The 24,498-nt window shown below is 43.6% G+C and carries 18 protein-coding genes; 12 read left to right on the top strand and 6 right to left on the bottom strand.

Features of this window, described 5'->3' with window-relative positions; translation table 11 throughout:
* The first annotated feature begins 104 nt into the window (after positions 1-104).
* Genes L1D55_RS16695 through L1D55_RS16680 form a run of 4 tightly spaced genes read left to right on the top strand, consistent with a single transcriptional unit; the run spans position 105 to position 2,799 of the window.
* Positions 105-884: a TSUP family transporter gene (locus L1D55_RS16695; RefSeq protein ID WP_239918176.1), complete on the top strand. Its 780-nt coding sequence runs from the start codon at positions 105-107 to the stop codon at positions 882-884.
* 22 nt (positions 885-906) lie between these two features.
* On the top strand, positions 907-1,455 hold the full coding sequence (locus tag L1D55_RS16690) for a primosomal replication protein (protein ID WP_198778486.1): 549 nt from the start codon (positions 907-909) through the stop codon (positions 1,453-1,455).
* Positions 1,445-1,615 (top strand): pleiotropic regulatory protein RsmS, encoded by a 171-nt coding sequence (gene rsmS / locus L1D55_RS16685; protein ID WP_004737421.1) that lies wholly within the window; start codon positions 1,445-1,447, stop codon positions 1,613-1,615. The genes L1D55_RS16690 and rsmS overlap by 11 nt, the downstream gene beginning before the upstream one ends.
* A 50-nt stretch (positions 1,616-1,665) precedes the next feature.
* On the top strand, positions 1,666-2,799 hold the full coding sequence (locus tag L1D55_RS16680) for a cupin domain-containing protein (protein ID WP_239918175.1): 1,134 nt from the start codon (positions 1,666-1,668) through the stop codon (positions 2,797-2,799).
* A gap of 105 nt (positions 2,800-2,904) precedes the next feature.
* On the opposite strand, the gene L1D55_RS16675 is transcribed toward L1D55_RS16680, so the two are convergent.
* Positions 2,905-5,022, bottom strand: coding sequence for a methyl-accepting chemotaxis protein (locus tag L1D55_RS16675; protein ID WP_239918174.1), 2,118 nt, complete (start codon positions 5,020-5,022; stop codon positions 2,905-2,907).
* Positions 5,023-5,515: 493 nt separating this feature from the next.
* Here L1D55_RS16675 and emrD point away from each other — a divergent pair, with 493 nt between their 5' ends.
* The 3 genes from emrD (at position 5,516) to xthA (ending at position 10,113) form a co-directional block, all read left to right on the top strand.
* The gene (emrD, locus tag L1D55_RS16670) at positions 5,516-6,721 is read left to right on the top strand and encodes a multidrug efflux MFS transporter EmrD (protein ID WP_239918173.1); all 1,206 of its coding nucleotides are present in this window, start codon (positions 5,516-5,518) and stop codon (positions 6,719-6,721) included.
* Between the two features lie 333 nt (positions 6,722-7,054).
* Positions 7,055-9,145 (top strand): S9 family peptidase, encoded by a 2,091-nt coding sequence (locus L1D55_RS16665; RefSeq protein ID WP_239918190.1) that lies wholly within the window; start codon positions 7,055-7,057, stop codon positions 9,143-9,145.
* 161 nt (positions 9,146-9,306) lie between these two features.
* A complete protein-coding gene (gene xthA / locus L1D55_RS16660; protein ID WP_239918172.1) occupies positions 9,307-10,113 on the top strand; it encodes an exodeoxyribonuclease III in 807 nt (268 codons plus the stop codon).
* Positions 10,114-10,160: 47 nt separating this feature from the next.
* Here xthA and L1D55_RS16655 read toward each other — a convergent pair whose 3' ends face one another.
* From L1D55_RS16655 to L1D55_RS16635, 5 genes are all read right to left on the bottom strand, one after another.
* On the bottom strand, positions 10,161-13,073 hold the full coding sequence (locus L1D55_RS16655) for an ImpA family metalloprotease (protein WP_239918171.1): 2,913 nt from the start codon (positions 13,071-13,073) through the stop codon (positions 10,161-10,163).
* 216 nt (positions 13,074-13,289) lie between these two features.
* Positions 13,290-13,967: an ABC transporter permease gene (locus L1D55_RS16650; protein ID WP_102426428.1), complete on the bottom strand. Its 678-nt coding sequence runs from the start codon at positions 13,965-13,967 to the stop codon at positions 13,290-13,292.
* 2 nt (positions 13,968-13,969) lie between these two features.
* Positions 13,970-14,710, bottom strand: coding sequence for an ABC transporter permease (locus tag L1D55_RS16645; protein ID WP_239918170.1), 741 nt, complete (start codon positions 14,708-14,710; stop codon positions 13,970-13,972).
* A gap of 79 nt (positions 14,711-14,789) precedes the next feature.
* Positions 14,790-15,560: an ABC transporter substrate-binding protein gene (locus L1D55_RS16640; protein ID WP_004737411.1), complete on the bottom strand. Its 771-nt coding sequence runs from the start codon at positions 15,558-15,560 to the stop codon at positions 14,790-14,792.
* A gap of 160 nt (positions 15,561-15,720) precedes the next feature.
* The gene (locus L1D55_RS16635) at positions 15,721-16,491 is read right to left on the bottom strand and encodes an ABC transporter ATP-binding protein (RefSeq protein WP_061034198.1); all 771 of its coding nucleotides are present in this window, start codon (positions 16,489-16,491) and stop codon (positions 15,721-15,723) included.
* 791 nt (positions 16,492-17,282) lie between these two features.
* On the opposite strand from L1D55_RS16635, the gene L1D55_RS16630 reads away from it, so the two are divergent.
* From L1D55_RS16630 to L1D55_RS16610, 5 genes are all read left to right on the top strand, one after another.
* Positions 17,283-18,824, top strand: a complete 1,542-nt coding sequence (locus tag L1D55_RS16630; RefSeq protein ID WP_239918169.1) for a DUF3360 family protein — start codon at positions 17,283-17,285, stop codon at positions 18,822-18,824.
* Positions 18,825-19,131: 307 nt separating this feature from the next.
* Positions 19,132-21,408: a formate C-acetyltransferase gene (gene pflB, locus L1D55_RS16625; protein ID WP_128159967.1), complete on the top strand. Its 2,277-nt coding sequence runs from the start codon at positions 19,132-19,134 to the stop codon at positions 21,406-21,408.
* 201 nt (positions 21,409-21,609) lie between these two features.
* Positions 21,610-22,611, top strand: coding sequence for a lipid A-modifier LpxR family protein (locus tag L1D55_RS16620; RefSeq protein ID WP_239918168.1), 1,002 nt, complete (start codon positions 21,610-21,612; stop codon positions 22,609-22,611).
* Between the two features lie 163 nt (positions 22,612-22,774).
* Positions 22,775-23,515, top strand: coding sequence for a pyruvate formate lyase 1-activating protein (gene pflA / locus L1D55_RS16615; RefSeq protein WP_004737406.1), 741 nt, complete (start codon positions 22,775-22,777; stop codon positions 23,513-23,515).
* Positions 23,516-23,736: 221 nt separating this feature from the next.
* Positions 23,737-24,237 (top strand): YfbU family protein, encoded by a 501-nt coding sequence (locus tag L1D55_RS16610; RefSeq protein ID WP_086713723.1) that lies wholly within the window; start codon positions 23,737-23,739, stop codon positions 24,235-24,237.
* The last annotated feature ends 261 nt before the right edge of the window (positions 24,238-24,498 follow it).

Here is a 24,498-nt window from a genome sequence, read left to right as displayed (position 1 = left end):
TAGAGCAGTTGTGGGTCAGTCATCGCTTGGCCCCTGCATTCACAATCAAACACGAATAGCCCATCGGCTATTCTGACGGCCAATAACGAGAACAACAGCTATTTATGGAAATGATTGAACCAACCATGTTGGTTATACTTGCGCTGGTTGCATTTGCAGCAGGCTTTATTGATGCTGTCGCCGGTGGCGGGGGCATGTTAACAGTCCCTGCATTGTTATCCCTTGGACTACCGCCACACATCGCGCTTGGTACAAATAAGCTTGCAGCCACGTTCGCTTCATCAACAGCGGCTTTTACTTATTATCGTAAAAAGCTGTTTAAGCCAGAATGTTGGATAAATGCATTTATAACAACCTTGATCGGCGCAACCATAGGTACGCTAACAGTCGACGCTATCAGCACTCAATGGCTTGAGAAAGTCCTGCCACTGATCATTCTTGCAGCAGCCATCTACACCATTTTTCATAAGACACCGAATGCCAATCACAACGTGTCACCAAAACCTTGTCCTGTACTTAAGAAGAAACAAAAGTACCAAGGCTTCGTTCTTGGCTTTTACGATGGCGTTGCAGGCCCGGGAACTGGCGCTTTTTGGACGGTGAGCTCGATGGCACTATACCGCCTAAATATCCTGCTGGCTTCTGGCCTATCAAAAGCAATGAATTTTACCAGTAACTTCACTTCTTTGGTGACCTTCGCGATTCTTGGTCATATTGATTGGGTGTTGGGGTTAACCATGGGCGTTTGTCTAATGGCAGGTGCATTCGTTGGGGCACATTCCGCAATTCGATTTGGTGCTACGTTTATACGACCAGTCTTTGTTACGGTTGTCAGTATACTAGCGATAAAACTGGCTTACGAAGCTTGGTTTGTAAACCTATAGCCATTGGATTACAGGAAGTAAAATGAGTCAATTTTCACAAATCAAAAGTGTCATTGATACCTTACTCGGTCACTGTTCGCAGGTAGATAAATCTCGAGGCTCTTATCATCAGGCGCTTTTCGACAAAACATTGTTTAAATGTGGCGCCTCGACTCTACTCCCCTACGCACTTGAAACCCAAGCGACTTATCACACCATTATTCGCGAACAGAGCACCAATCAACTTTCTGCATCACGCGCGAATTACTTAACCGACAAATTAACTAACCAGATAGCGGCTTTGCAACGCGAGCTCGCCAATCACGATTTACGCTTAGACAGAAAAAGTAAATCAGGGAAAACCTTGAACGATTTGTATAATGACTTGGCTCAGCACCAAGATTGGCAAAGACGTTTAGTTGATTTAGTTAAACGACGTAAGTTAGCGCTAGACTCCGCACCACGTCATAGTAAAGCACAAGCAGAAAACGCTTGGATGTTAGCGAAAGAGCGTTTGGAGCGCTGTGAAGACTCGATGAAGAACATCGAAAGACTGATTAATATAGAGAACCCAAAGCGAAATGAGCACTGATAACACATCATCACCATTGGATAACGCACCTGAAGAAGTTAAGTTAGCTGTCGACTTGATCTACCTACTCGAAAGCAACGAGATCGACCCAAAGGTTGCGTTAGAAGCAATTAAGATTGTCCAACAAGATTTACAAGCCAAACTAGCAACTAGCAACTAGCAACTAGCAACTAGCAACTAGCAACTAGCATCAAAACATACAGGATTCACATGTACCAACTTAGCTTTTCTATGCCCGAGTTTCTTGAAAATTATTGGCATAAGAAACCAACCATCTTAAAAGGTGGCTTCCAAAACTTCGTCGACCCAATTTCGCCGGAAGAACTTGCTGGTTTATCGATGGAAGAAGAAGTGGATTCTCGCTTTGTTTCTAACCTCAACAACCAATGGACAGCAGAGCATGGTCCATTCGCCGAAGAAAAATTTGGTGAATTAGCAGAAACTCACTGGCAATTGATCGTTCAAGCAGCAAACCATTGGCATCAAGGTGCCAATGAGCTAACGAAAGCGTTCCAACAATTACCAAACTGGTTGTTCGATGATCTGATGATTTGCTACTCAGCACCTGAAGGTGGTGTTGGCCCGCATATTGACCAATACGATGTATTCATCACTCAAGGTCAAGGTAAGCGTCAATGGAAAGTCGGCGCAAAAGATATCGGTCAATATAAAGAGACCGTCCGCGCTTCTGCTCTTCGTCAAATCGAAGGCTTTGAGCCAATCATTGATGAAATCCTAGAACCAGGCGATATCCTTTATATCCCGCCAGGCTTTCCACACGAAGGCAATACGCTAGAACCATCAATGAGCTACTCCATTGGCTACCGCTCTCCGAAAGAGCAAGAGCTGATCAGTAACTTTGCCGACTTTGTACTTGCTCATGATATGGGTGATGTGCACTTGCATGATCCTGAGTTCAAAATGCAGGATGGCTACGGCAAGATTCGTTCGTCAGATTTGAGTAACCTGACTGATATGCTCAAATCAGCCCTTGAACAACCAGAGACGGTTAGCGACTTCATGGGTTGCTTACTGAGCCAATCACGCCACCAGCTAGAGATCGTTGCACCTGAGCCACTATGGACTCAAGAAGAAATTGCCCAGCACCTAGATTCAGAAGGTGAAATCCACCGAGTATCAGGCTTGAAAGCGCTCTACCACGAAAATCAAAGTAACACAGCTTACATCAATGGCGAAGTGGTTAAGGTTGATGAAGCGGATTCTTCATTACTCAATACACTGTGCGATGAGACCGTGATTACCTCGGCTACTGCCCTATCACCTTCGGGCGTAACGGTCATGACTGATTTGGTTAACAAAGGCTACTGGTTCATCGAAGAGTAAGCAGCGTCAGACGCTATTTATTAACCTACTTTTCAAGAAACAACTAAAAAAGGGACAAATGAAATCTTCATTTGTCCCTTTTTCTATCCAAGAATTGTTTAAGGCTTAGACCTTGAACTGATTAACCAATTTCTGTTGCTGCTGAGACAGCTGATCAATTTCATTACCCACTTGTTCAGAAGCTGCCGCTTGTTCCAAGATCTTCGCACTCAAATCGCGAATATTAACCACGCTCTGATTCACTTCACCGGAAACCGATTGTTGCTCTTCTGCTGCTCTCACGATCTGATTGTTCATGTCACTAATCGCTTCAATTGAGGTAAAGATCGAGCCGAGATCCTCTACTGCATTTTGAACATGTAGCGCTGTATCGTTGGCAAGAATATTACCTTCTTGGATCGCCTCCACCACATCTTGCGTACCCGCATGGACCTTATCGATCACCGCTCTGATCTCACCAACGGATGATTGTGTGCGGCTTGCTAGGTTTCTTACCTCGTCTGCAACGACCGCAAAACCACGACCTTGCTCACCAGCACGAGCAGCCTCAATCGCCGCATTCAATGCTAACAAGTTAGTCTGTTCAGAGATCCCCTCGATAACGCTTAAGATCTCTGTGATATTGCCGTTGTTCTTCGCTAGCTCTTCTACAATAGGTACGGCACTCGACATGCGCTCCACCAGCTTTCTCATTTCACCTGCAGAAAGCTCAATAACTTGTTGCCCTTGCTGAGCTGAACGATTTGCCTCACAAGCTGCGTCTACCGCAACTTCTGCGTTTTGTACCACTAAGCCCGCAGTTTGAGTCATCTCTTCAGCCGCTGTAGCTACCAAATCTACTTCTTTAAATTGAGATTCGCTGCTTTCGCGAGTACTTGATGCTGATGCCTTCGCTTGACTGGTCGTGTTTGCCACTTGCTCTGTGGTTTGAATGACTTCTTTGATCGTATGTTGCAGCTTATCTAGAAACAAATTAAAGCCTTTCGACAACTGACCGATTTCATCTTGAGACTTCACTTCTAAGCGCTGGGTTAAATCACCTTCACCAGAAGCGATGTCATTCAGCCTTTCCACTACCTGACGAATCGGCTTCACGATAGACAACGAAGCAAATGCGATAATAGCTAAACCAAAGATAATAAATACCGTACCGGCAATGACTTCTGTTTTGATGCCTTCACTTAGTTTGGTGCTAATGATGGAATCCAATTTATTTGCATCAGCGACGACACTGTCTCTTGGGATCTCAAACAACACGCCCCAAGTTTGGTTAGCAGCAACAACAGGTGCAAACGCAAGTAACCACTCACCATTCTCACTCCACTGCGTTGTTACTTCACCGCCGAAGATAAAATCGGTCATTAAGTCACTGTTGGTATTATCACTTTGGAATTTAGAACCGACTGCAATATTTGAATCTTCAGAAGCGATAACGGAGCCGTCTAGGCTAACCACGTAAGCTTTACCTGCACCGTTAAACAAACTCTGGTCAGATTGAGTAATCACACTGGTTAAGCCATCAAGTCTTAAGTCGATACCAAGAAAACCAATCGCAACATCGTCGACTAAAATTGGAACTGAAATAGAGGACGTCAATAATGCTGTACCGCCGCTGTTCACCACTCGTGGGGTGCTGATACAAGTTTGTCCTGAAGATAACGGACAGTAAAAACGTTCGCTATTGCTGTTGTCATTCAATGTTGATTCTGAAAGCACGTTCGAGAGAACATTCTCGCCATTATCCGCTACCTTCCAGTAAGGAGCGAAACGTCCTTTCTCGTTAGAACCTACATAATCAGCATCGACATAGTTCGCATCTTCACTATCGAGTAAGTCAGGCTTGAATACTAGATAAGCACCTTGAATTGAATCGAAGTTTAAAACTGAGCGACGCACCATTTCGTCTAATGCAGTACGAAGCTCTTCACTCGGAGTAAAGTTTTCATCTGCATTGTTCTTTAGAAACTGAGCACTGGCCGCAAGCATCTCTGCGCGATAAATCGCTTCGTCAACATAGCGTTGAGTTTCTTGGGCATTAAGCTGAGAAACAGACGCCAACAACTGTTGAGTTTTATTGATCACTGATTCTGAGCTTTGAGATTTGATGACTTGTTGATTGCTCGTCGCGTTATAGATCGAGAAACCAATAAGAGACAGTGACGTAATGATCAAACAACAACCCGCTAATAGAGTTATTTTCCACTGTACCGATAGAGAACGCATTTAATATCCTTATTTAAGCCAAAAGACTTCCATAACCATAACTATCACATCGACAACGAATGGCTGCACACAATGTAGATAAGTTAGACGAATAGCTTAGCGAATAATTACAGCACAAATCGCTTACATATAAAACGAAAGTTTACATAAATGTTAACAAGCCGTGTCTTTGGCCTTTTGCCCCTGTGATTTCAAAACAATCTACTCATGTGCTACGGACGACTCGTCGTTGTTCTAAGAACTTTACAGTAGTCATAGCATTGATTTGTAAAAGAAGCCCTCTCTGCCTCTCTTTATTACGCAACAATTTGGATTAGTTTTTCTAATCAATGGTATAGATTTTTATCTTGATCAAGTTCACACTTTTTGATTGCTAATTCGACAATCAAACTTTAATATCTCGCGCCTAGATTCCCTAATCACCTTATTCAATTGGCACTCCCTAATGGAGCGCTAAGGCTTCTTACGTTTTAATTTTTGGAGAGATACGCAAATGTCCGCCTCGTTTCCATTAGCGAAACTTACCTTTTTAATCGCTATTCTGACAGCCGTAGGTCAAATGACTCAAACGATGTACGTGCCTTCTATCGGTCATATGGCAGGTGAGTTCTTGGTTTCTGCGTCTTCACTTCAAGCAGTGATGGCGTGTTACCTGATCCCTTATGGTTTGTCGCAATTTGTTTACGGTCCACTTTCAGATCGCCTTGGTCGTAAACCAATCATCGTCGCAGGCTTAGTCATCTATATCCTAGGTACCTTGGTAGCCTTATTCGCTCATGAATACGAATGGTTCTTGGCGGGTAGCTTTATTCAAGGACTGGGCATTGGTTGTGGCGGTGCGATGTCTCGTACATTGACTCGCGACTGTTTTGAGGGCGCTGAATTACATCGTGCAAACAGCTTAATCAGCATGTGTGTGATTTTCTCCCCATTGATGGCACCTGTAGTGGGCGGTTACCTAACTGAAGCTTTCGGTTGGCGTTCTAGCTACTTGTTTCTAGCACTGTTTGGTATCGCTGTTGTGATCACCATGATGACGAGCATGATGGAGACATTGCCAAAAGAGCGACGCAAAAATGAATCGGTCGTCAACAGCTACAAATTCGTTCTGTCTGACAAACGCTTCCAAGGTTTCTTACTGGTTCTGGTGGCAACATTTGCGGGCGTAGCAGTGTTCGAGGCAGCAGCTGGCGTATTGCTTGGCGGTGTGCTTGGCTTACCAGCGACCACAGTAAGTTTGCTGTTTGTATTGCCAATTCCTGGTTACCTAGTGGGTGCAGGCCTATCGAGTTACATCGCACAACGCCGTTCTGAACGCCGCGCGTTGAATGTTGGCCTAGTATCGATCTTGGTTGGCTCAGCTGTCGTGCTTATCCCAGGTCTGTTTGGTCAAACAACAGCATTAACTTTAATTGGCGGTGCAACTATTTACTTCTTGGGCGCTGGTATCTTATTTCCAGCAGCAACAACGGGAGCACTTTCGCCATTCCCATATCACGCAGGTACGGGTGGCGCGATCTTAGGCGGTATGCAGAACCTAGGTGCCGGTATTGCAACACTGTTGGCATCGTTCTTCCCAGCTCAAGACCAACTGCCATTGGGTTGCTTGATGATTACCATGTCACTTATCGCCATGCTTGGTTTACGTTGGGTTAATCGTAAGCCTGACCACTCAAACGAAATGCCATTGGCTATCTAAAGCAGAACGCAAATCTTGCCTCACAAACAGAGGGACATGCTGAAAGGCGTGTCCCTTTTTTATTGCCCGTTTACCCTCGCCTGATGTCTTCCATCAATTTAATCAAACATTACTTTGATTTTTTAAAAACAATAACAGACACTTACGATGAAAGTGCATATCCAGAATCCAATTATAAATAACATCACTGGAAGAAAACTAACCACTAAAAAGGATGCTGGCATTAAAACGAGTAAGGTGCACACTAAGGATATACAGATGCGTTTCGCTTTAACCACATTAGCCGTATCGGTGGCGCTTGTCGCCGGATGCAGCAATCAAGGAATAATAACCATGAACCATTACTCTCCATCGCAACTCGTCGCTAAACAAACCCGAGCTCCCGTTGCTAAGAAAGTCCCTCATTCAATGACGACTCATGGTGACACACGAATTGATGATTATTATTGGATGCGTGATGATGAACGCCAAGATCCAGAGATCTTGCAGCACCTCGAGCAAGAGAACCAGTATGCCGAGACTGTGCTGAAACACACAGAAGCATCTCAAGAACAATTATTTGAAGAGATCAAAAGCCGAATCGCGAAAGACGACAATTCGGTACCGGTTCGTAAAGGTAGCTATTACTACTCAAATAAAGTCACAGGTGACAACGAATACCCAGTTCATTTACGCGAAAAACACTTTTTAGGAATAGACAAACAAGTCATCTTAGACGTTAACGAACTCGCCAAAGAACATGAATTCTTCAGCATTGGTGGCCTATCAGTGAGCCCGAACGAAAATATGCTGGCCTATGGCGAAGATACACTGAGCCGTCGTATTTACACCATTAAGATTAAAGACCTCACGACAGGTGAGTACCTAAAGGATGAAATTGAAGGGGCTTCGAGCGCTATTGCGTGGCAAAACGACAACCAAGCCTTCTACTACATCAAGAAAGATCCACAAACTCTACTTGGTTATCAAGTTTACCGCCATGTATTGGGCACACCTCAAACAAGCGATGAACTAATCTACGAAGAAGCTGACAGCGCTTACTACACCAGCATCAGTAAGAGTAAAGATGGCGAGCAGGTATACATTTGGCACTCGAGCACTGAAACCAGTGGTGTTTCAATTATTGATGCCAATAACCCAAATGCAAAAGCCGAAGCCTTCTACCCAAGAGAAACGGGTATTGAGTACAGCATCGCCAAGCTAGAGGATTGGTATTACATCTACACCAACTACCAAGCGGTCAACTTCCGTTTGATGAAAACAACGGCTGAAGACATGCATGACCGTTCAAAATGGGTCGATGTCATTCCAGCTGACGACAACGTACAGCTTGTCGATTTTGAGCTATTTAATGATCATCTGGTTTACGAGCAGCGTTCAAATGGCTTGTCTACAGTAAAGGTTCGTCAACTCTCTACAGGCAAAGAATTTCCACTTGAGTTCAACGACACCGCTTTTGCTGCCTATCTAACAAGTAACTATGAGTTAGATAACTCTAAAGTTCGAGTCTATTACAGCAGCCTAACGACTCCTGGCACTTACTATGATTTCGACCTTAATACAGGTGAATCAGAGATCATGAAACAAACGCCGGTATTAGGTGATTTCGATGCTGATAATTACCAATCAGAGCGAATCATGATCACGGCTCGCGATGGTAAGCAAGTACCAGTCTCTTTGGTTTATCGCAAAGATCTATTCAAGAAAGACGGTACTAACCCTCTCTACCAATATGCCTACGGGTCTTACGGGCACACAATCGAACCAACTTTTAGCTCAGCTCGTCTTAGCCTACTTGATCGCGGATTCGTTTATGCTATCGCGCATATTCGAGGTTCAGAGATGTTGGGACGCCCTTGGTATGAAGATGGCAAAAAGCTGACTAAACAAAACACGTTCAATGACTTCATCGATGTCACCAAAGGCCTAGTTGAAGAAGGTTATGGCGCGAAAGACAAAGTATTTGCAGTTGGCGGTTCGGCTGGCGGTCTGTTGATGGGTGCAATCATCAATCAAGCACCTGAGTTATATCGAGGCATTGGCGCTCATGTTCCATTTGTTGACGTGGTAACGACCATGCTTGATGAATCAATTCCTCTTACAACTAACGAGTATGACGAATGGGGTAATCCAAACAATAAAACCTACTACGATTACATGTTGAGTTACTCGCCATACGACAACGTCAAAGCTCAAAACTACCCGAACATGTTAGTGACAACCGGTCTGCATGATTCGCAAGTACAATACTTTGAACCTATGAAGTGGGTAGCGAAGTTGCGTGAGATGAAAACAGACAACAATGTACTTGTGTTCAAAACCGACATGGAAGCAGGTCACGGTGGTGCATCAGGTCGATTTAAACGATTAAAAGAAGACACACTGGAATACGCATTCTTTTTAGATTTGCTCAAGACTCAATAGATTCAACGCAAGTACCCACGTCGTTTTATGTCGCCATTTTGTCTCTACAAATGGCGACATACATTATTAAGCATGGTTAAATACGATTAACTATGAAACTCACCAAATCAAATAATCTTTGCTGCACTATAGGCAAAGGTTTACGAGAGGTATAAAAATAAATGAAAGTAATTAGCTTCAACATCAATGGCCTAAGAGCTCGCCTTCACCAACTGCAAGCGGTTATCGACAAACACCAACCTGACGTGATTGGTTTACAAGAGATCAAAGTGCACGACGAGGCCTTCCCAATTGCTGATGTTGAAGCAATGGGCTACAAGGTTTACTTCCACGGCCAAAAAGCACACTACGGTGTCGCTATGTTGTGTAAGCAAGAGCCTATCTCTGTTCAGAAGGGTTTCCCAACAGACAATGAAGAACATCAAAAACGTATGATCATGGCGACGTTTGAAGATGATAATGGCGAAAAGACAACCGTGCTAAATGGTTACTTCCCACAAGGCGACAACATTAATCACGAGACTAAGTTCCCATATAAACGCCAGTTCTACAAAGACCTAATGACTTACCTAAACGATCACCACAGCAATGACGAACAGATTGTTGTTATGGGTGATATCAACATCAGCCCAATTGATGCAGATATCGGTATCGGTGAGCCAAACGCGAAACGTTGGCTAAAAACAGGTAAATGTTCGTTCCAACCAGAAGAGCGTCAATGGCTGAAAACCTTATTAGATTGGGGATTTGTTGATACGTTCCGCCAGCTTCACCCTGATGTAACCGATCAATATTCGTGGTTTGATTACCGCTCTAAAGGTTTTGTAGACAACCGCGGCCTTCGTATTGATGTGGTATTAGCTACTCCAAAACTTGCTGAGAAGTGTACTGAAGCAGGTATCGATTACGAACTGCGTGGTATCGAAAAGCCGTCTGATCACGCGCCAATTTGGTCGACGTTTAAGTAATGAATTGCTAAGTGAAAAGGGGAACTATCGCGGTTCCCCTTTTTAGATTAGTTAAGAGGCCAAGCCGTCACTCCATCCACACTAATTGGCCTCTTAGCAAACTCATCAACACAATACCCTTGGTTTGAACTTGCAAAATAGGTTAACGGCATTGGTGCTAAACTCATAGTCGCTACTTGTTGCTTCGCTTTATCCGAGAAGTTGAAGCCCCACATGTTTAAATAGTTCCTCATGTCGCGCTCATTCACATAGCTTAATGCAATCAACAACCAGTCATCATTGGAAATCTGGTTTGCTTCATCGCGAGAGTAGTTATCAAAGCCGATGTTTTGTTTATTCGCACTCCATAGTTCATCACTCGATTTAAGGCGGTTAAACTCACGTTCAATCAAGTGAAGCCGTCCTAACATATGCCAGCCGTAATCCAGTACGCCCTGCTCTTGTGCCAACATCATCATTTGAATAAAGACACGCGCTCCCCAACTCCAACTGGTTTGATTCTGCTGCGCCATATAAGCATTGGGGTCAGGCTGTTTTCGGCTCTCTTGTAGCAGTTCATATTGCCCCTTAAAGTCAAGTCCCTGGCAAGAAGACACTCTCTTGGTATCCAAATAGTAACGAGATTTACTGTAATAGGAGTAGTAGTTCGTTGTTGAATGTCCATCCCAACCGCTAAATCTAAATCGGCCTCGCTCCAAGCCATGCCCCAACTCATGAAGGTCACCATGCCCTAGTGGATGAAAAGACCAATAGGCATCATAAGGGTTTCCTGAGCAACCGTAGCCACAGTTCGCTTGGTCTGCGTTCATGTGTTTTACGATATCAATGGTCTCGATCTGCCAGCCCTTGTCTTCACCGTATTGTTGTATTTCAGCAATTTCATCAATCCCAGGGCCTTTAAAACCAGCGAGCGCATGAGGAAAATTGTGAACATAACGCTCCGTTGCAAGTGCCATGTCATGTGGCTGAGCCCAGTCATCTGAACCGATAGATTCCTTCATTTTTTCCAGCTTTGAGTGAACTTCAAACCCTGGGGTAATCAGCTCAGCCCAATCAAAGTTTCCTTCTTCAAGCTGTGCAACAAAGCTGTCATTGTCCGCTTCACTTCTCCAGACGGGGTGCTGTGCGACATTTTCAAAACGTAGTTCCACGTCAATATCATTGGTATCAAAGTGAACCTGTAATGTTCCGCCATAAGCTGAAGTGAGAGAAATCGTCTCTCCCGGTTTCACTGAATAGGTTACCGAGGTTAAAAACTTTGGCCGAGCGTAACCGTCGTTCCCCGAAAACTCGTGTGTCGCGCCGCTACGTAATGTATTAAATGCAATAGACGTAGCCACACCGTTATTGTCTAAGCGAGTCACCTTGATTGTCTTACCCGGCAAGGCATACAAACCAGCGGATCGGAAATGTCTTTTAGACTCCAAGGCAACGGTTTTCGTGACGAGCGGTACGTTATCAAAACTCTTGGTACTAAAGTTACCTAAACTTGGTTGCGCCGCGTTATACAGTCGACTGTTGTATGCCACGTAATCACTGTAGTAAGAACGAAGAAAATCAATCCTCCCAGTCACACCTTTGCCCATTGGGTACTGAACATCTTGACGGTAATGGTCAGCAAGTAGTAATAACAGCTTTTCATACTCATAATCATCCGTTGCAAACAGGTCAATTTTTTTACTATCCAGCGACGTTAGATGTGCGCGAATGCTGTTGGCTGCGGTATAGAACTCTTCATCCATATTGGATTCATCGGGGCAAGATTTGTCATCACACGTGCTTAAATCAACGGTGAAACTGTCGTCTTTCAGTCTTTGTAAAAGCGCTTGCTGTTGAACAATATTATCCGGTATCTGATTAATCAGCTGCGTTGAATCCCAATTAGACAGACCAAGCTTGCGCCAATAATTGTCACCGACATAAGCCATATGCATTTCAGCAAACAAAGCATTACCCAAGTCCGTCATACCACCATCGAGATGCAAGTAAAGCACCGGAATGTTTTTATCAAACGCTAAACGTAGCCCTTGTACAACATCATCAATACTATCGCCGGCGTTCAATTTTTGAGACAAAATCACCAAATCAGGACTATTGGCTTCAAGGCACTGACTTAATTGACTGCCATCACAAGCATCGTCTGCGTTGGCAACCACAGAGGCATTAATGTTGTCAGTTAACCAGTTCCTTGTCGCTTGATCATCCGGGAAGTAATAAGACTGATCGAGCTGAGCTAACACCACATTTTTTGGCGCATCAGTTCCTGAAACCCAGGTAACCAGATTCTTCAGCCAAGTGTTCATCTCTTCATTAACAGAATCAGGAAAACGTTGCTTCGTTCTAAATGGGTTACTCGCAAGTACTGCATAACGCCCTTTAGTCGCAGTATAACCCGCAACACCAACCACCAACTCTTGATCGGAGTAGCCATCTTGCATCGCTTTATTCGTTTTCAAGATAACATCGTTGAAGCCATAAGTAGGTAAGATGATGGCCGTGCCATGGGTTGGGTCCCAGTGGAGATTGCGTAGTGGCTCACCTTCAGGGCTTTGAGATAAGGCTTGTTTAATCTGATTGTAGTCTTCGTTGTATTGAGCAACTAATGCTTGGCTTGCCTCAACAAACTCCGAGGGATTAACGACATAAGAAGCATTACCTGTCGCCAATGCTTTTTCCACAGCAGTTTGCGGGATTGGGGTTATATCCGGATCACTACTTCCATCTCCGTCATTACCTCCTCCACCAGAACCACCAGAACCACCAGAACCACCAGAACCACCAGAACCACCAGAACCACCAGAACCACCAGAACCACCAGAACCACCAGAACCACCAGAACCACCAGAACCACCAGAACCAGTTTGAACACTTTCACTGCCGCTACCACCGCCACACCCTAAAAGTGATAACGCGATAACAAAAACAACAAAGTGAGACAGTAAGCTACTCTTTTTCGTCATTATTCCATACAACAACAAAATTTCGCCGAGTCTATCTATAGTTAAATCTAAAGCAATTATTCTAATGAATATGTGGACGCAATTTGAAGCAAGTTAACTATTTTGAACAATCGATGGCTCTCCTAAGTAAACCTCTCATAAAGCCACCTCCGATTTTTCTGTCGATACAAAAAACGGCGCTCAATGAGCGCCGTTTTTTAACTATTTAGAATGCAATTAGCTAAGGGGTCTTAAGTAAGCTAGGAAACGTTTCTCTGCGAATTTGAAGATCGCAATGATGATAAACGTTAGCGCCATATAGAACAGACCCGCTGTTAGGAAAGACTCAAATGGGGCGTAGTAACGAGAGTTAACCAAACGCGCTGCACCTGTTAAATCCATGATGGTTACGATACCTGCTACCGCAGAGCCGTGAAGCATGAAGATAACTTCGTTACTGTAAGCCGGCAGTGCACGACGTAAAGCACTTGGTAAAATGATACGACGATAAGTCTTCGGTGTACTCATGCCGTATGCTTTTGCCGCTTCCACCTCACCTTTCGGTAAACCGTTGATTGCACCACGGATAATCTCAGCGGTGTAAGCAGAAGTATTCAGGATGAATGCCACCAACGCACAGAACCAAGCGTTTTCCCATAGTGTGTCTTTCACTGGGAAGAACTGATCCATGCCGTAATAAATTAAGTAAAGCTGTACCAGTAATGGTGTGCCGCGGAAGAAATAGATAAACGACCACGCAGGTGCGTTAATCAACATATTGTGGCTGTTACGAGCAATAGCTAATGGTATGGCAACAAACAAGCCAATAATCAAAGCGACGCAAACCATCCAAGCTGTTGTCCATAGACCACCAAGGTAAATCGGCAGGCTTTCAATTATCAATGAAAAGTCCATAACTACCTCGCGTGGATACTGAATTTGCGTTCAACAAGTTTAAGTAAACCAGTCGATACACTAGTGAAGAACAAGAAGATAAGTGCCACTGCCATGTAGAAAGTAAATGGCATTTTGGTTGAACCGGCTGCTAATGCGCTAACGCGTACCATATCTTCTAGACCGATAATGGAAACCAAGGCCGTGGTTTTAAGTAAAACCAACCAGTTGTTACCAAAACCAGGTAAAGCGTGACGAATCATTTGTGGTAGTAGAATACGACGGAAAGCTAACACAGGGCTCATACCATAAGCCTTTGCTGCTTCCATTTCACCGCTGTCGACAGCCATGATCGCACCACGGAACGTTTCTGCCATGTAGGCGCCAAAGATGAAGCCTATGGTTAAGACACCAGCAACAAATGGGCTGACATCAATATAATCTGGTAAGTAAGAAGTCCACTCATGGTTAGGATCGCTGGATGAGAACCATTCATTGAGCCACTCATTGATGGAATACAAACTGTTGTTTAAAAGGATCTGTCCACCAAAGAAAATCAGCATCATCAATACGAGATCGGGAATGCCTCGGATGACGGTTGTGTAAAGAGTTGCAATAGCACGAGCCCAGCGATATGGCGCAAGCTTTGCCAAGGCTCCTAACATACCGAGCACCATAGCTAAAATGAGCGACAGCAAAGCAACTTCGATTGTAAGCAACGCCCCTTTCAGGATCGATACTTCATATCCTTGTAAATCAAACATAATGAATTCCAACAGAACTGCGAAAAAGTTGGTAAGACAGGGAGAGGATTGCCTCTCCCTTAAGAATTGACGCTAGAGATTACTGACCGTATACGTCGTAGTTGAAGTATTTAGCCGCGATATCTTGGTAGATGCCTTTTTCACGTAGAGAAAGGATTGCCGCATCTAGCTTCTTAGTTAGGTCTTTGTCTTGCTTACGTAGAGCAATACCAAAACCTTCACCGAACCACTTAGGATCTGTTAGTGATGGACCAACAAACTCGTACGCTTCACCGCCAGCTTTGTTCAGTACACCTTCTTCTAGAGCAGAAGCATCACCTAGTACAGCGGCAACACGGCCGTTTGCTAGATCAAGATAAGCTTCATCGAAAGAACCGTAACGAACGATTTCAACCGTGTCGCCGTAGTTGTCTGTTAGATATTTATCGTGAGTTGTTGCACGTTGAACAGCAATTTTTTGACCGCTTAGGTCATCGAAGTTAAGGCCAGCGCCTTTCTTAGCGATGAACTTGTTTGGGATAAGTGCATATTTACCAGTGAAGTCGATTTTCTTCTTACGCTCTTCAGTGATAGACATTGCCGCGATGATCGCATCATATTTACGAGCAAGTAGAGAAGGAATAATACCATCCCAGTCTTGTGCAACGATCTTACATTGCACCTGCATTTCAGTACAAAGCGCGTTAGCCATGTCCACGTCAAAGCCTTTCAGTGAGCCATCTGCTTCTGTCCAGCTAAATGGAGGGTAAGCACCTTCAATACCAAAGCGTACTGTTTTCCATTCTTTCGCTTGAGCTACGCCTGTTGCCGCAGTTGCAGCAAGTGCCGCGACTAATAACCACTTTTTCATATCCCTACTCCTGTGATTGAGGTTTTTATGTTTTGCTAGTTTTAATATTGTTTTGCTTATTGAGCTGTGTTGTTGTGTTTCATTGTTTACACCACCGCCATTGACCTTAGCAGTAATGTTTCAATTCTGTTCTGCTTCGCCATTCACCAGCCAAGACCAATTAGTAGATCGAGGAGATAAATTGTTGTAATCGCTCAGACTCTGGGTTCGTAAACAGTTTAGCTGGGTCGCCCTGTTCTTCCACTAACCCTTGATGTAGGAACATCACATGGTTTGATACGTCACGAGCAAAAGCCATTTCATGTGTTACCACAAGCATGGTTCTTCCTTCTTCAGCTAGATCACGCATTACGCCAAGCACTTCCCCAACTAGTTCAGGGTCAAGTGCAGATGTTGGTTCATCAAACAGCATTACTTCAGGATCAACCGCTAACGCTCTTGCAATCGCAGCACGTTGTTGTTGTCCACCAGATAAGTGACCTGGGTAGTAATCTTTACGCTCATACAGGCCTACTTTCTTAAGCAGTAGCTCTGCATTTTCAATAGCTTGTGCTTTAGGTACACCTAATACATGAACAGGTGCTTCAATAACATTTTCGAGAACGGTCAGGTGAGACCATAGATTGAACCCCTGAAAAACCATCGCCAAACGAGAACGGATTCGTTGAACTTGTTTTTCATTAGCAGGGACAGACACACCTTGGCGGTTATTTTTCATCTGAATTAATTCACCATTAACCCAAATCTCGCCTGCAGTAGGTGTCTCTAGAAGGTTGATACATCTAAGGAAAGTACTTTTACCCGAACCTGAAGATCCGATAATCGATACCACATCGCCTTTATGCGCAGAAAGTGAAATTCCCTTTAAAACTTCATTTTGACCAAACGTTTTGTGTAGATCCTTTATGTCCAGCGCCGGTACATCTTTCATGCGCTTTCTCTCCCAAGTTTGTGAAAATGCAAGGTACTCCGACCTTTTCATGCGATACAAACTAGCACCACACGGATTAACATGCAACAAATTATTAACCTAATAATTTGGAATAAATAGCACTTCACTCTGACTTATTATGCAAAAGGTAGCGTTTTCACCTCAATTTTATGAATGACTTCTATCAATAAGCTATAAATCCAACGCTTACATTGTTTAAATAAAGTTAACCAAAATGAGATTCTCGTAGCCTAACGTCTCACAAGAAAAACAAGTTTGGTGAACGAAGAAGTGTCGTTAACAACAAAACCATAAATACGAATTCAGCATGCGACACACTCTATGAGCCACAATTATTTTAAGGCTACTGTATTGTAAGCGGTGGGTCCGGGTATCGTGGAAGGTAGGTAAAAATGAAATAACTCAATAAGAATCAGTCATTCAGAGCACCCCACCATTAGCTATGCTTTAGAAAAGGAGGGAAACGTCAATTTGTGAAAAAAAATTACACGATTTATCAACGGTACGTTAATGGAACGCTGCATTCTGTAGCTTTCTTTCACATACACTCATAAAGTGATCAAGATCAATCACCCTAAAGGGTAAGCTTGTTAGACTCCTCAACACACAATAAGGCATCAAAAATGCCATACATTTCTTTTAACTTAGCTGCATAAGGCACATCAATAACGTGCAACAAAATGTTAATGAGTTATAACTAAGAAATAACACAATTACGCGAAATTATAGAATTCAATTTTGAATTACTAACATAAAAATATGAGGAATCTATGTCAGACGTTGTCAATAATGCGAACTCTGAAGTAGAAGAGAAAAGCTATAAAGAGCTACACCGTCCTGCTTCTGAATTTGAGAACCGCTCAGATTATCTAGATCACGAACTTCAAATCATGAAGCCTCGTCGCTTTGGTCTAAACCTTCCAGGCCGTGATTTCCGCTTTGAACTCGAAGACCTTGTTCCTGCACTGGCTGGTACCATTGGTATCATCGCGATGTACTCTGCAGTAATGATGTCTTGGGCTGAAGGTCTAACTCAAGCTTGGGATCACGTAAACCTTGGTAAAGAGTTTGCTATCGAAGTTGCTCGTGTAGAAATGCTTATCCCTGCACTGCTATTCTGTATCCTTGCTTCTGGTTTCTTCAACCCTAAAGCAAACCTCGCCGGTAACCACGGCCCAATGATTCCTCTTATTGGTACCATCGCTCTTGCTGGTGCTCACCCTCTTGCATTGGCAATCCTTATCGGTGTCTTCGGTCTTATCCTTAGCTTCCTAAAAGGTGGGTCTAAGCTCGTCAACCTGACTTCTGAAGGTACTGCGGGTGGCTTGCTCATCTTCTTGGGACTAACCGGTACCATGAGCCAAATCAACTCTATTCAAACTTGGGCTGTTGGTCTTCAGTCTGACACTGTTGCTGCTGGTAGCATGGGTTACATTGGTTTGATTGTTCTTGCCGTTACTATCGGCCTATACGCATTCCTTGCTAAAGTGAACAAGCGTTGGTTAGCAATCCCTGTTTGTGCTTTCACTGGTCTAGCTATTGCTTTAGTTCTTGGTGCAGGTTTCGATATCAAATTCGTAACTGAAACAGGCATTCCAAACCTAAACCCAATCTACTGGTGGGGTTCTACTGAAGAAGGTTGGATGCTTGGTTTACCAAACGTTGAGCACTTCATCGCTTCTCTACCATTTGCAATCCTAGCGGTAGCAATGTGGTCACCAGACTTCCTAGGTCACCGTATCTTCCAAGAACTGAACTACCCTAAAAAGTCTGAAAAAGTTCTGATGGATGTTGATGACACAATGACTATGTGTTCAGTTCGTCAAATGGTAGGTACAGCAGTTGGTGGTGGTAACATCACTTCATCTTGGGGTACATACATGATCCCAGCAGCTATCGCGAAACGTCCAATCCCTGGCGGCGCAATCTTGCTTGGCTCTCTATGTATTATTGTTGCGATTCTTGGTTTCCCAATGGATGTCGCAGTATGGCCACCAGTGATGCGTGTTGCGCTACTTGTAGGTGTATCTCTACCTCTACTTGAAGCGGGTATGCAGATGGTTAAAGATTCAAAAGACTCTCAAGCAGCTGGTATCTGTATCTTCGGTTCAGCGGTTGTTAACCCAGTACTAGCATGGGCACTGACTATGCTTCTAGATAACAACGGCCTAATTGGTGATAAAGAGCGTGCTAAGCGTCTATCATTTGTAGACAAGATTGTTATCCCAGTTGGCGTTTTGGTTATCTGTTTAGTAGCAATGCTTGCAGTTGGTATGCTAGAAAGCCAATATGGTCTAAAAGCTTGGCTATAATCTCCTTTACTACACAAAAGTAGTAACCGGATTAAAAAAAAGTTTGGGTGGCAACCCCTGTCACTCAAATTTTTTCAACTTTTTTTAGCATTTATTGATTTAGTTTAAGGTTTGCAGAAATTTTTTAGCGTAGTCTTGATTACATAGAGTAAAGACAACATATAAAAAGTAGTGACAATATATATAACCATATGAAGCACATATGCTCATATATATTGTTATTAATAAGAGTGTACTACCCTTACGAGGGGCGCTGGCTCAACAGTGTTAATGTACGTGTTTTTTCTACTAAAAAGGTAGGTATGTCATGGCAGAGCAATTTGCTAAAGCTTGGGAAGATTTTGCTGCAGGTGAGTGGCAAAGCGAAGTAAACGTTCGTGATTTCATTCAAAAGAACTACACGCCGTATGAAGGCGACGAGTCTTTCCTAGTTTCTGAAGGTACTGAGGCTACTAACAAGCTTTGGGCTTCGGTAATGGAAGGTATCAAACAGGAAAACGCAACTAAAGCACCTGTAGATTTCGATACTTCTGTTATCTCTACCATCACTTCTCATGATGCGGGTTACATCGAAAAAGATCTAGAAACTATCGTTGGTCTTCAAACAGAGAAACCACTTAAGCGTGCGATCATCCCTAACGGTGGTATTCGTATGGTTGAGGGTTCTTGTAAAGCATACGGTGAAACTCTGGATCCAGCTGTTTCTAAAATCTACTCTGAATACCGTAAAACACACAACGCGGGTGTTTTCGATATCTACACACCTGACATCCTAAAATGTCGTAAGTCTGGTGTTCTAACTGGTCTTCCAGATGCTTACGGCCGTGGTCGTATCATCGGTGACTACCGTCGTGTAGCTCTATACGGTATCGACTTCCTAATGAAAGACAAGCAAGCTCAGTTTGCTTCTCTTCAAGAGCAATTCGAAAACGGCGAAAACCTAGCAGAAACAATGCAACTTCGCGAAGAGATCTCTGAGCAACACCGCGCTCTAGGTCAAATCAAAGAGATGGCTGCTAAGTACGGCTTCGATATCTCTGAGCCAGCTCAAACTGCTCAAGAAGCTATCCAATGGACTTACTTCGCTTACCTAGCGGCTGTTAAGTCTCAAAACGGTGCTGCAATGTCTCTAGGTCGTACTTCGACTTTCCTAGACATCTACATCGAGCGTGATATCGCTGCTGGCAAGATCACTGAAGTTGAAGCTCAAGAAATGATCGACCACTTCGTAATGAAGCTACGTATGGTTCGTTTCCTACGTACTCCTGAGTACGATGAGCTATTCTCTGGCGACCCAATCTGGGCAACAGAGTCTATGGGTGGTATGGGTATCGACGGTCGTACGCTAGTAACGCGTTCTAATTTCCGTTTCCTAAACTCTCTATACACTATGGGTCCTTCTCCAGAGCCAAACATCACTGTTCTTTGGTCTGAGCAACTACCTGACGGCTTCAAGCGTTTCTGTGCGAAGGTATCTATCGATACTTCTTCTATCCAGTACGAAAATGATGACCTAATGCGTCCTGACCTAGAGTCTGATGATTACGCTATCGCTTGTTGTGTATCTCCAATGATCGTTGGTAAGCAAATGCAGTTCTTCGGTGCTCGTGCTAACCTGGCGAAAACAATGCTTTACGCAATCAACGGCGGTGTAGATGAGAAGCTAAAACTTCAAGTAGGTCCTGTTTCTGACAAGATCACTGACGAAGTTCTTAACTACGATGACGTAATGGCTCGTCTAGACACATTCATGGACTGGCTAGCTAAGCAATACGTGACTGCACTAAACAGCATTCACTACATGCACGACAAGTACAGCTACGAAGCGTCTCTAATGGCTCTGCATGACCGTGACGTTCGTCGTACTATGGCTTGTGGTATCGCTGGTCTATCTGTTGCAGCTGACTCACTATCTGCAATTAAGTTCGCGACTGTTAAACCAATCCGCGACGAAGATGGCATCGCAACTGACTTCGAAATCGAAGGCGATTACCCTAAATACGGTAACAACGACGCTCGTGTAGATGATATCGCTTGTGAACTAGTTTCTACGTTCATGAACAAGATCCGTAAGCTTAAGACTTACCGTAACTCTATCCCTACGCAGTCAGTTCTTACTATTACATCTAACGTTGTATACGGTAAGAAAACAGGTAACACTCCAGACGGTCGTCGTGCTGGTGCTCCTTTCGCTCCTGGTGCTAACCCAATGCACGGTCGTGATGAGAAAGGTGCTGTAGCGTCACTAACGTCTGTAGGTAAACTACCGTTTGCTGATGCACAAGATGGTATCTCGTACACGTTCTCTATCGTACCTAACGCTCTTGGTAAAGATGCTGAAGGTCAGAAAGCGAACCTTGCAGGCCTAATGGATGGTTACTTCCACCACGAAGCTGGCATTGAAGGTGGTCAACACCTTAACGTGAACGTTCTTAACCGCGACACTCTAGAAGACGCAGTTAAGCACCCTGAGAAATACCCTCAGCTAACAATCCGTGTATCTGGTTACGCTGTTCGCTTTAACTCTCTAACTGCAGAGCAACAAGCTGACGTAATCGCACGTACATTTACTGAGTCTCTATAAGCTCACGCTAAATAGACAGTAAATAATAATTAGCCTCGCCAATGTGCGAGGCTTTTTTATATTCGTTACCAATCCCAACAACTTCTTCCATCTCCCTAAATGTTAGATTGAGCAAAAAAGGCGCTTTCTATTCACTTTTTTTCCACAAATTCAAGCAAAGTACGGTAATATCGCGGTTCATAATTTAAGAGTAACTGCTCCATGAAATACCTTCGTTGTTTCCCCCTAATCCTTCTCTCTTTTTCATCTTTGGCGTCCGACCGCTCTACCGTCACATTCGCACTAGACAATGATGGAATTTTTGGTGTCGACCAAGACTATACCAATGGATTATTTCTGGGTTACACATCGTCAAGCATTACCCCATACGATTGGGTAAAACCTTTAAGTCTTTCTTACTGGGGCGCAAGCTCTTTAGATAAGTGGGAAATCACCCTTGGCCACAAAATGTATACCCCTTCTGACATTGAAGTGGAAAAGCCGCTTGCGAATGACCGCCCATACGCAGGTTACTTACATACAGAATTCAACTACATCAGCTTGAACCCGCAACAAGCTCAGCGCTTTAACATCACGTTTGGCACAACAGGTGATCGTGCGCTTTCTGAAGATGCTCAAAAACTGGTTCATTCAATCACTAAATCAGATGAGCCTCTGGGTTGGGAATACCAAGTTGATGATGAATGGGCAGGCAGCGTTGGTTACCTAAGCCACTTCAATCTCATGCGTAATCAAGCGTTGGCGAATACTGATTTCGAGATTTCTAACGTTTCAGAGATTAACGTGGGTAACTTTAGAAGTGATATTTCAACAGGCTTTATGTTCCGTTGGGGTACTGACCTAGGTGGTAACTTTGGTGCAGCTAACATCACCACGGAAAACCCATTTAGACCAGGTATGATTGGCGCATCGAACAGCGGTTGGTTTACTTATGCAGGCCTTGAAGGTCGTTACCGTTTCAACGACTTGACCATTGAAGGTGATCGCTCTGGTGTTGATGAATACGCCAATAAAAACAATGAAGATCCAGCTATCTACGATGTGACTCTAGAGAACCTACAAGCAACAGCTGTCATGGGTGTGGCTTGGTACAACCAATACGTTGGTGCATCCTTCGCGCTAACCGCAAAAACTCCGGATTATAAAGAAGCGAGAGAATCTGTATACACCACCGGTGGCATTACAATGTTCGCGTTCTTCTAGCGAATCATTCAAGCTTTCACATTTACTTTTCAAGTTTGGTAAAGGCAATCATCTTCAGTGGTGATTGCCTTTATTTTTAAAGGTCTCGTTACGATTTGACCCTATTTTATGTACCGTTTTTGTAATAAAATAAAGGGCATAAATTCCTCTACGAGAATAGCTCATGTCTACAACTGGTCGCATTCACTCATACGAATCTTGTGGTACTGTCGATGGCCCTGGTATCCGCTTTATTGTATTTCTTCAAGGCTGCTTAATGCGTTGTATGTACTGCCACAACCGCGATACATGGGACCTTCATGATGGCAAAGAAGTCACTGTAGAAGAAATCATCAACGAGGCGAAATCTTACCGTCACTTCATGAAAGCTTCTGGCGGTGGTATCACCTGTTCTGGTGGTGAAGCAATGCTACAGCCTGAGTTTGTCCGTGACTTCTTTCTAGCTGCTAAGGCTGAAGGTATCCATACTTGCCTTGATACCAATGGCTATATTCGTAAGCACACAGAAGTGGTTGATGAAGTATTAGACGCCGCTGATCTTGTCATGCTCGATCTGAAACATATGCGTGATGAAATTCACCATGATTTCATTGGTGTATCTAACAAGCGTACTCTCGATTTTGCCCGTTACCTTCATAAGATTGGTAAAACGACTTGGATCCGTTACGTGATTGTACCTGGATACACAGACACACCCGAAGATGCACACCTGCTTGGTGAGTTCATTAAAGACATGGACAACATCGAAAAAGTAGAACTACTTCCTTACCACAAACTGGGCGCGCATAAATGGGAAGCTCTTGGTTTAGACTACCCTCTTGAAGGCGTAAACCCGCCAAGTAAAGAGACAATGGATGAGATTGTTGCGGTTTTGAGCCAATACCACTCCAACGTAAAATACTAATACCAACGGTATTTAAAACCTGTTTCAAACGCCTCAATTTCGATTGGGGCGTTTTCTTTTATAGGCTAGAGATTCCCTTCATTTTTCTTTACAACTTTTGTTTATCAATTCAAAAAATCATATTAAATCCGTGTTGAGATCATGTTTCCACTCGTAGGAATGCTGTTACTCTTACTTCAACAAAAGAATACAACATTTAGTTTTTTAGTGAGGCTTCTCCCATGGAAATGACCAATGCTCAGCGTCTAATTCTATCAAATCAATACTACCTAATGTCTCAAATGGATCCTGAGAACTCTGCTAAATACCAACGTCTACAAACGATTGTAGAGCGTGGTTACGAACTCCAAATGCGTGAGCTTAACAAAGAGTTTGGTTGCTTAACTGAAGCAGAATGTCGCGAAATTATCGACATCATGGAGATGTACCATGCAATGCAAGAGTCGAACAAAATGCTTGAAGAAGATGAGCGTAAAGAGGTTGATCAACGTCGTCTGCAGTTCCTAGGTTTCGACATTGCATCTGAAGCACAAATCGTACACTACGTACGTTTCCTTGTTGACTCTGAAGGACTTTACCCTCAGTTCGATAAAGCGGACCACCACTTCAATAGCCAAATGCCAATGCTAGACAAATACCGTCGCATGCTAACAACATGGCGCAACTGCCCTCGTCAGTACCACCTATGTGCGACAGAGCTATCTCAAATCTTTAGTGCTTAATGCATGAAAAAATAGGTTCATCGCGGATTAGCGGGAACTAAAAACAAAAACGGTAGTAAGTGATATGGTTTAGTCGCCAAACAAAAATCATACACAAACTACCGTTTTCATGCCGAATCATACTTTCCTATCTTCATTCTGGGAAGGCTTTAAAATAGTAAAGTCTCACCAGACAGCATCACTTATTACACTGACTCTTAAACCTAACTCTGAGGCTAAATGCCTTTGCGGTCTTGAAGCCGAGGCTATCCATGAGTATCA

Source organism: Vibrio sp. Isolate22, assembly GCF_022398115.1.
In the GTDB taxonomy this organism is placed as follows: Bacteria; Pseudomonadota; Gammaproteobacteria; order Enterobacterales; family Vibrionaceae; genus Vibrio.
This window is presented reverse-complemented; position numbering and strand designations above follow the sequence as displayed.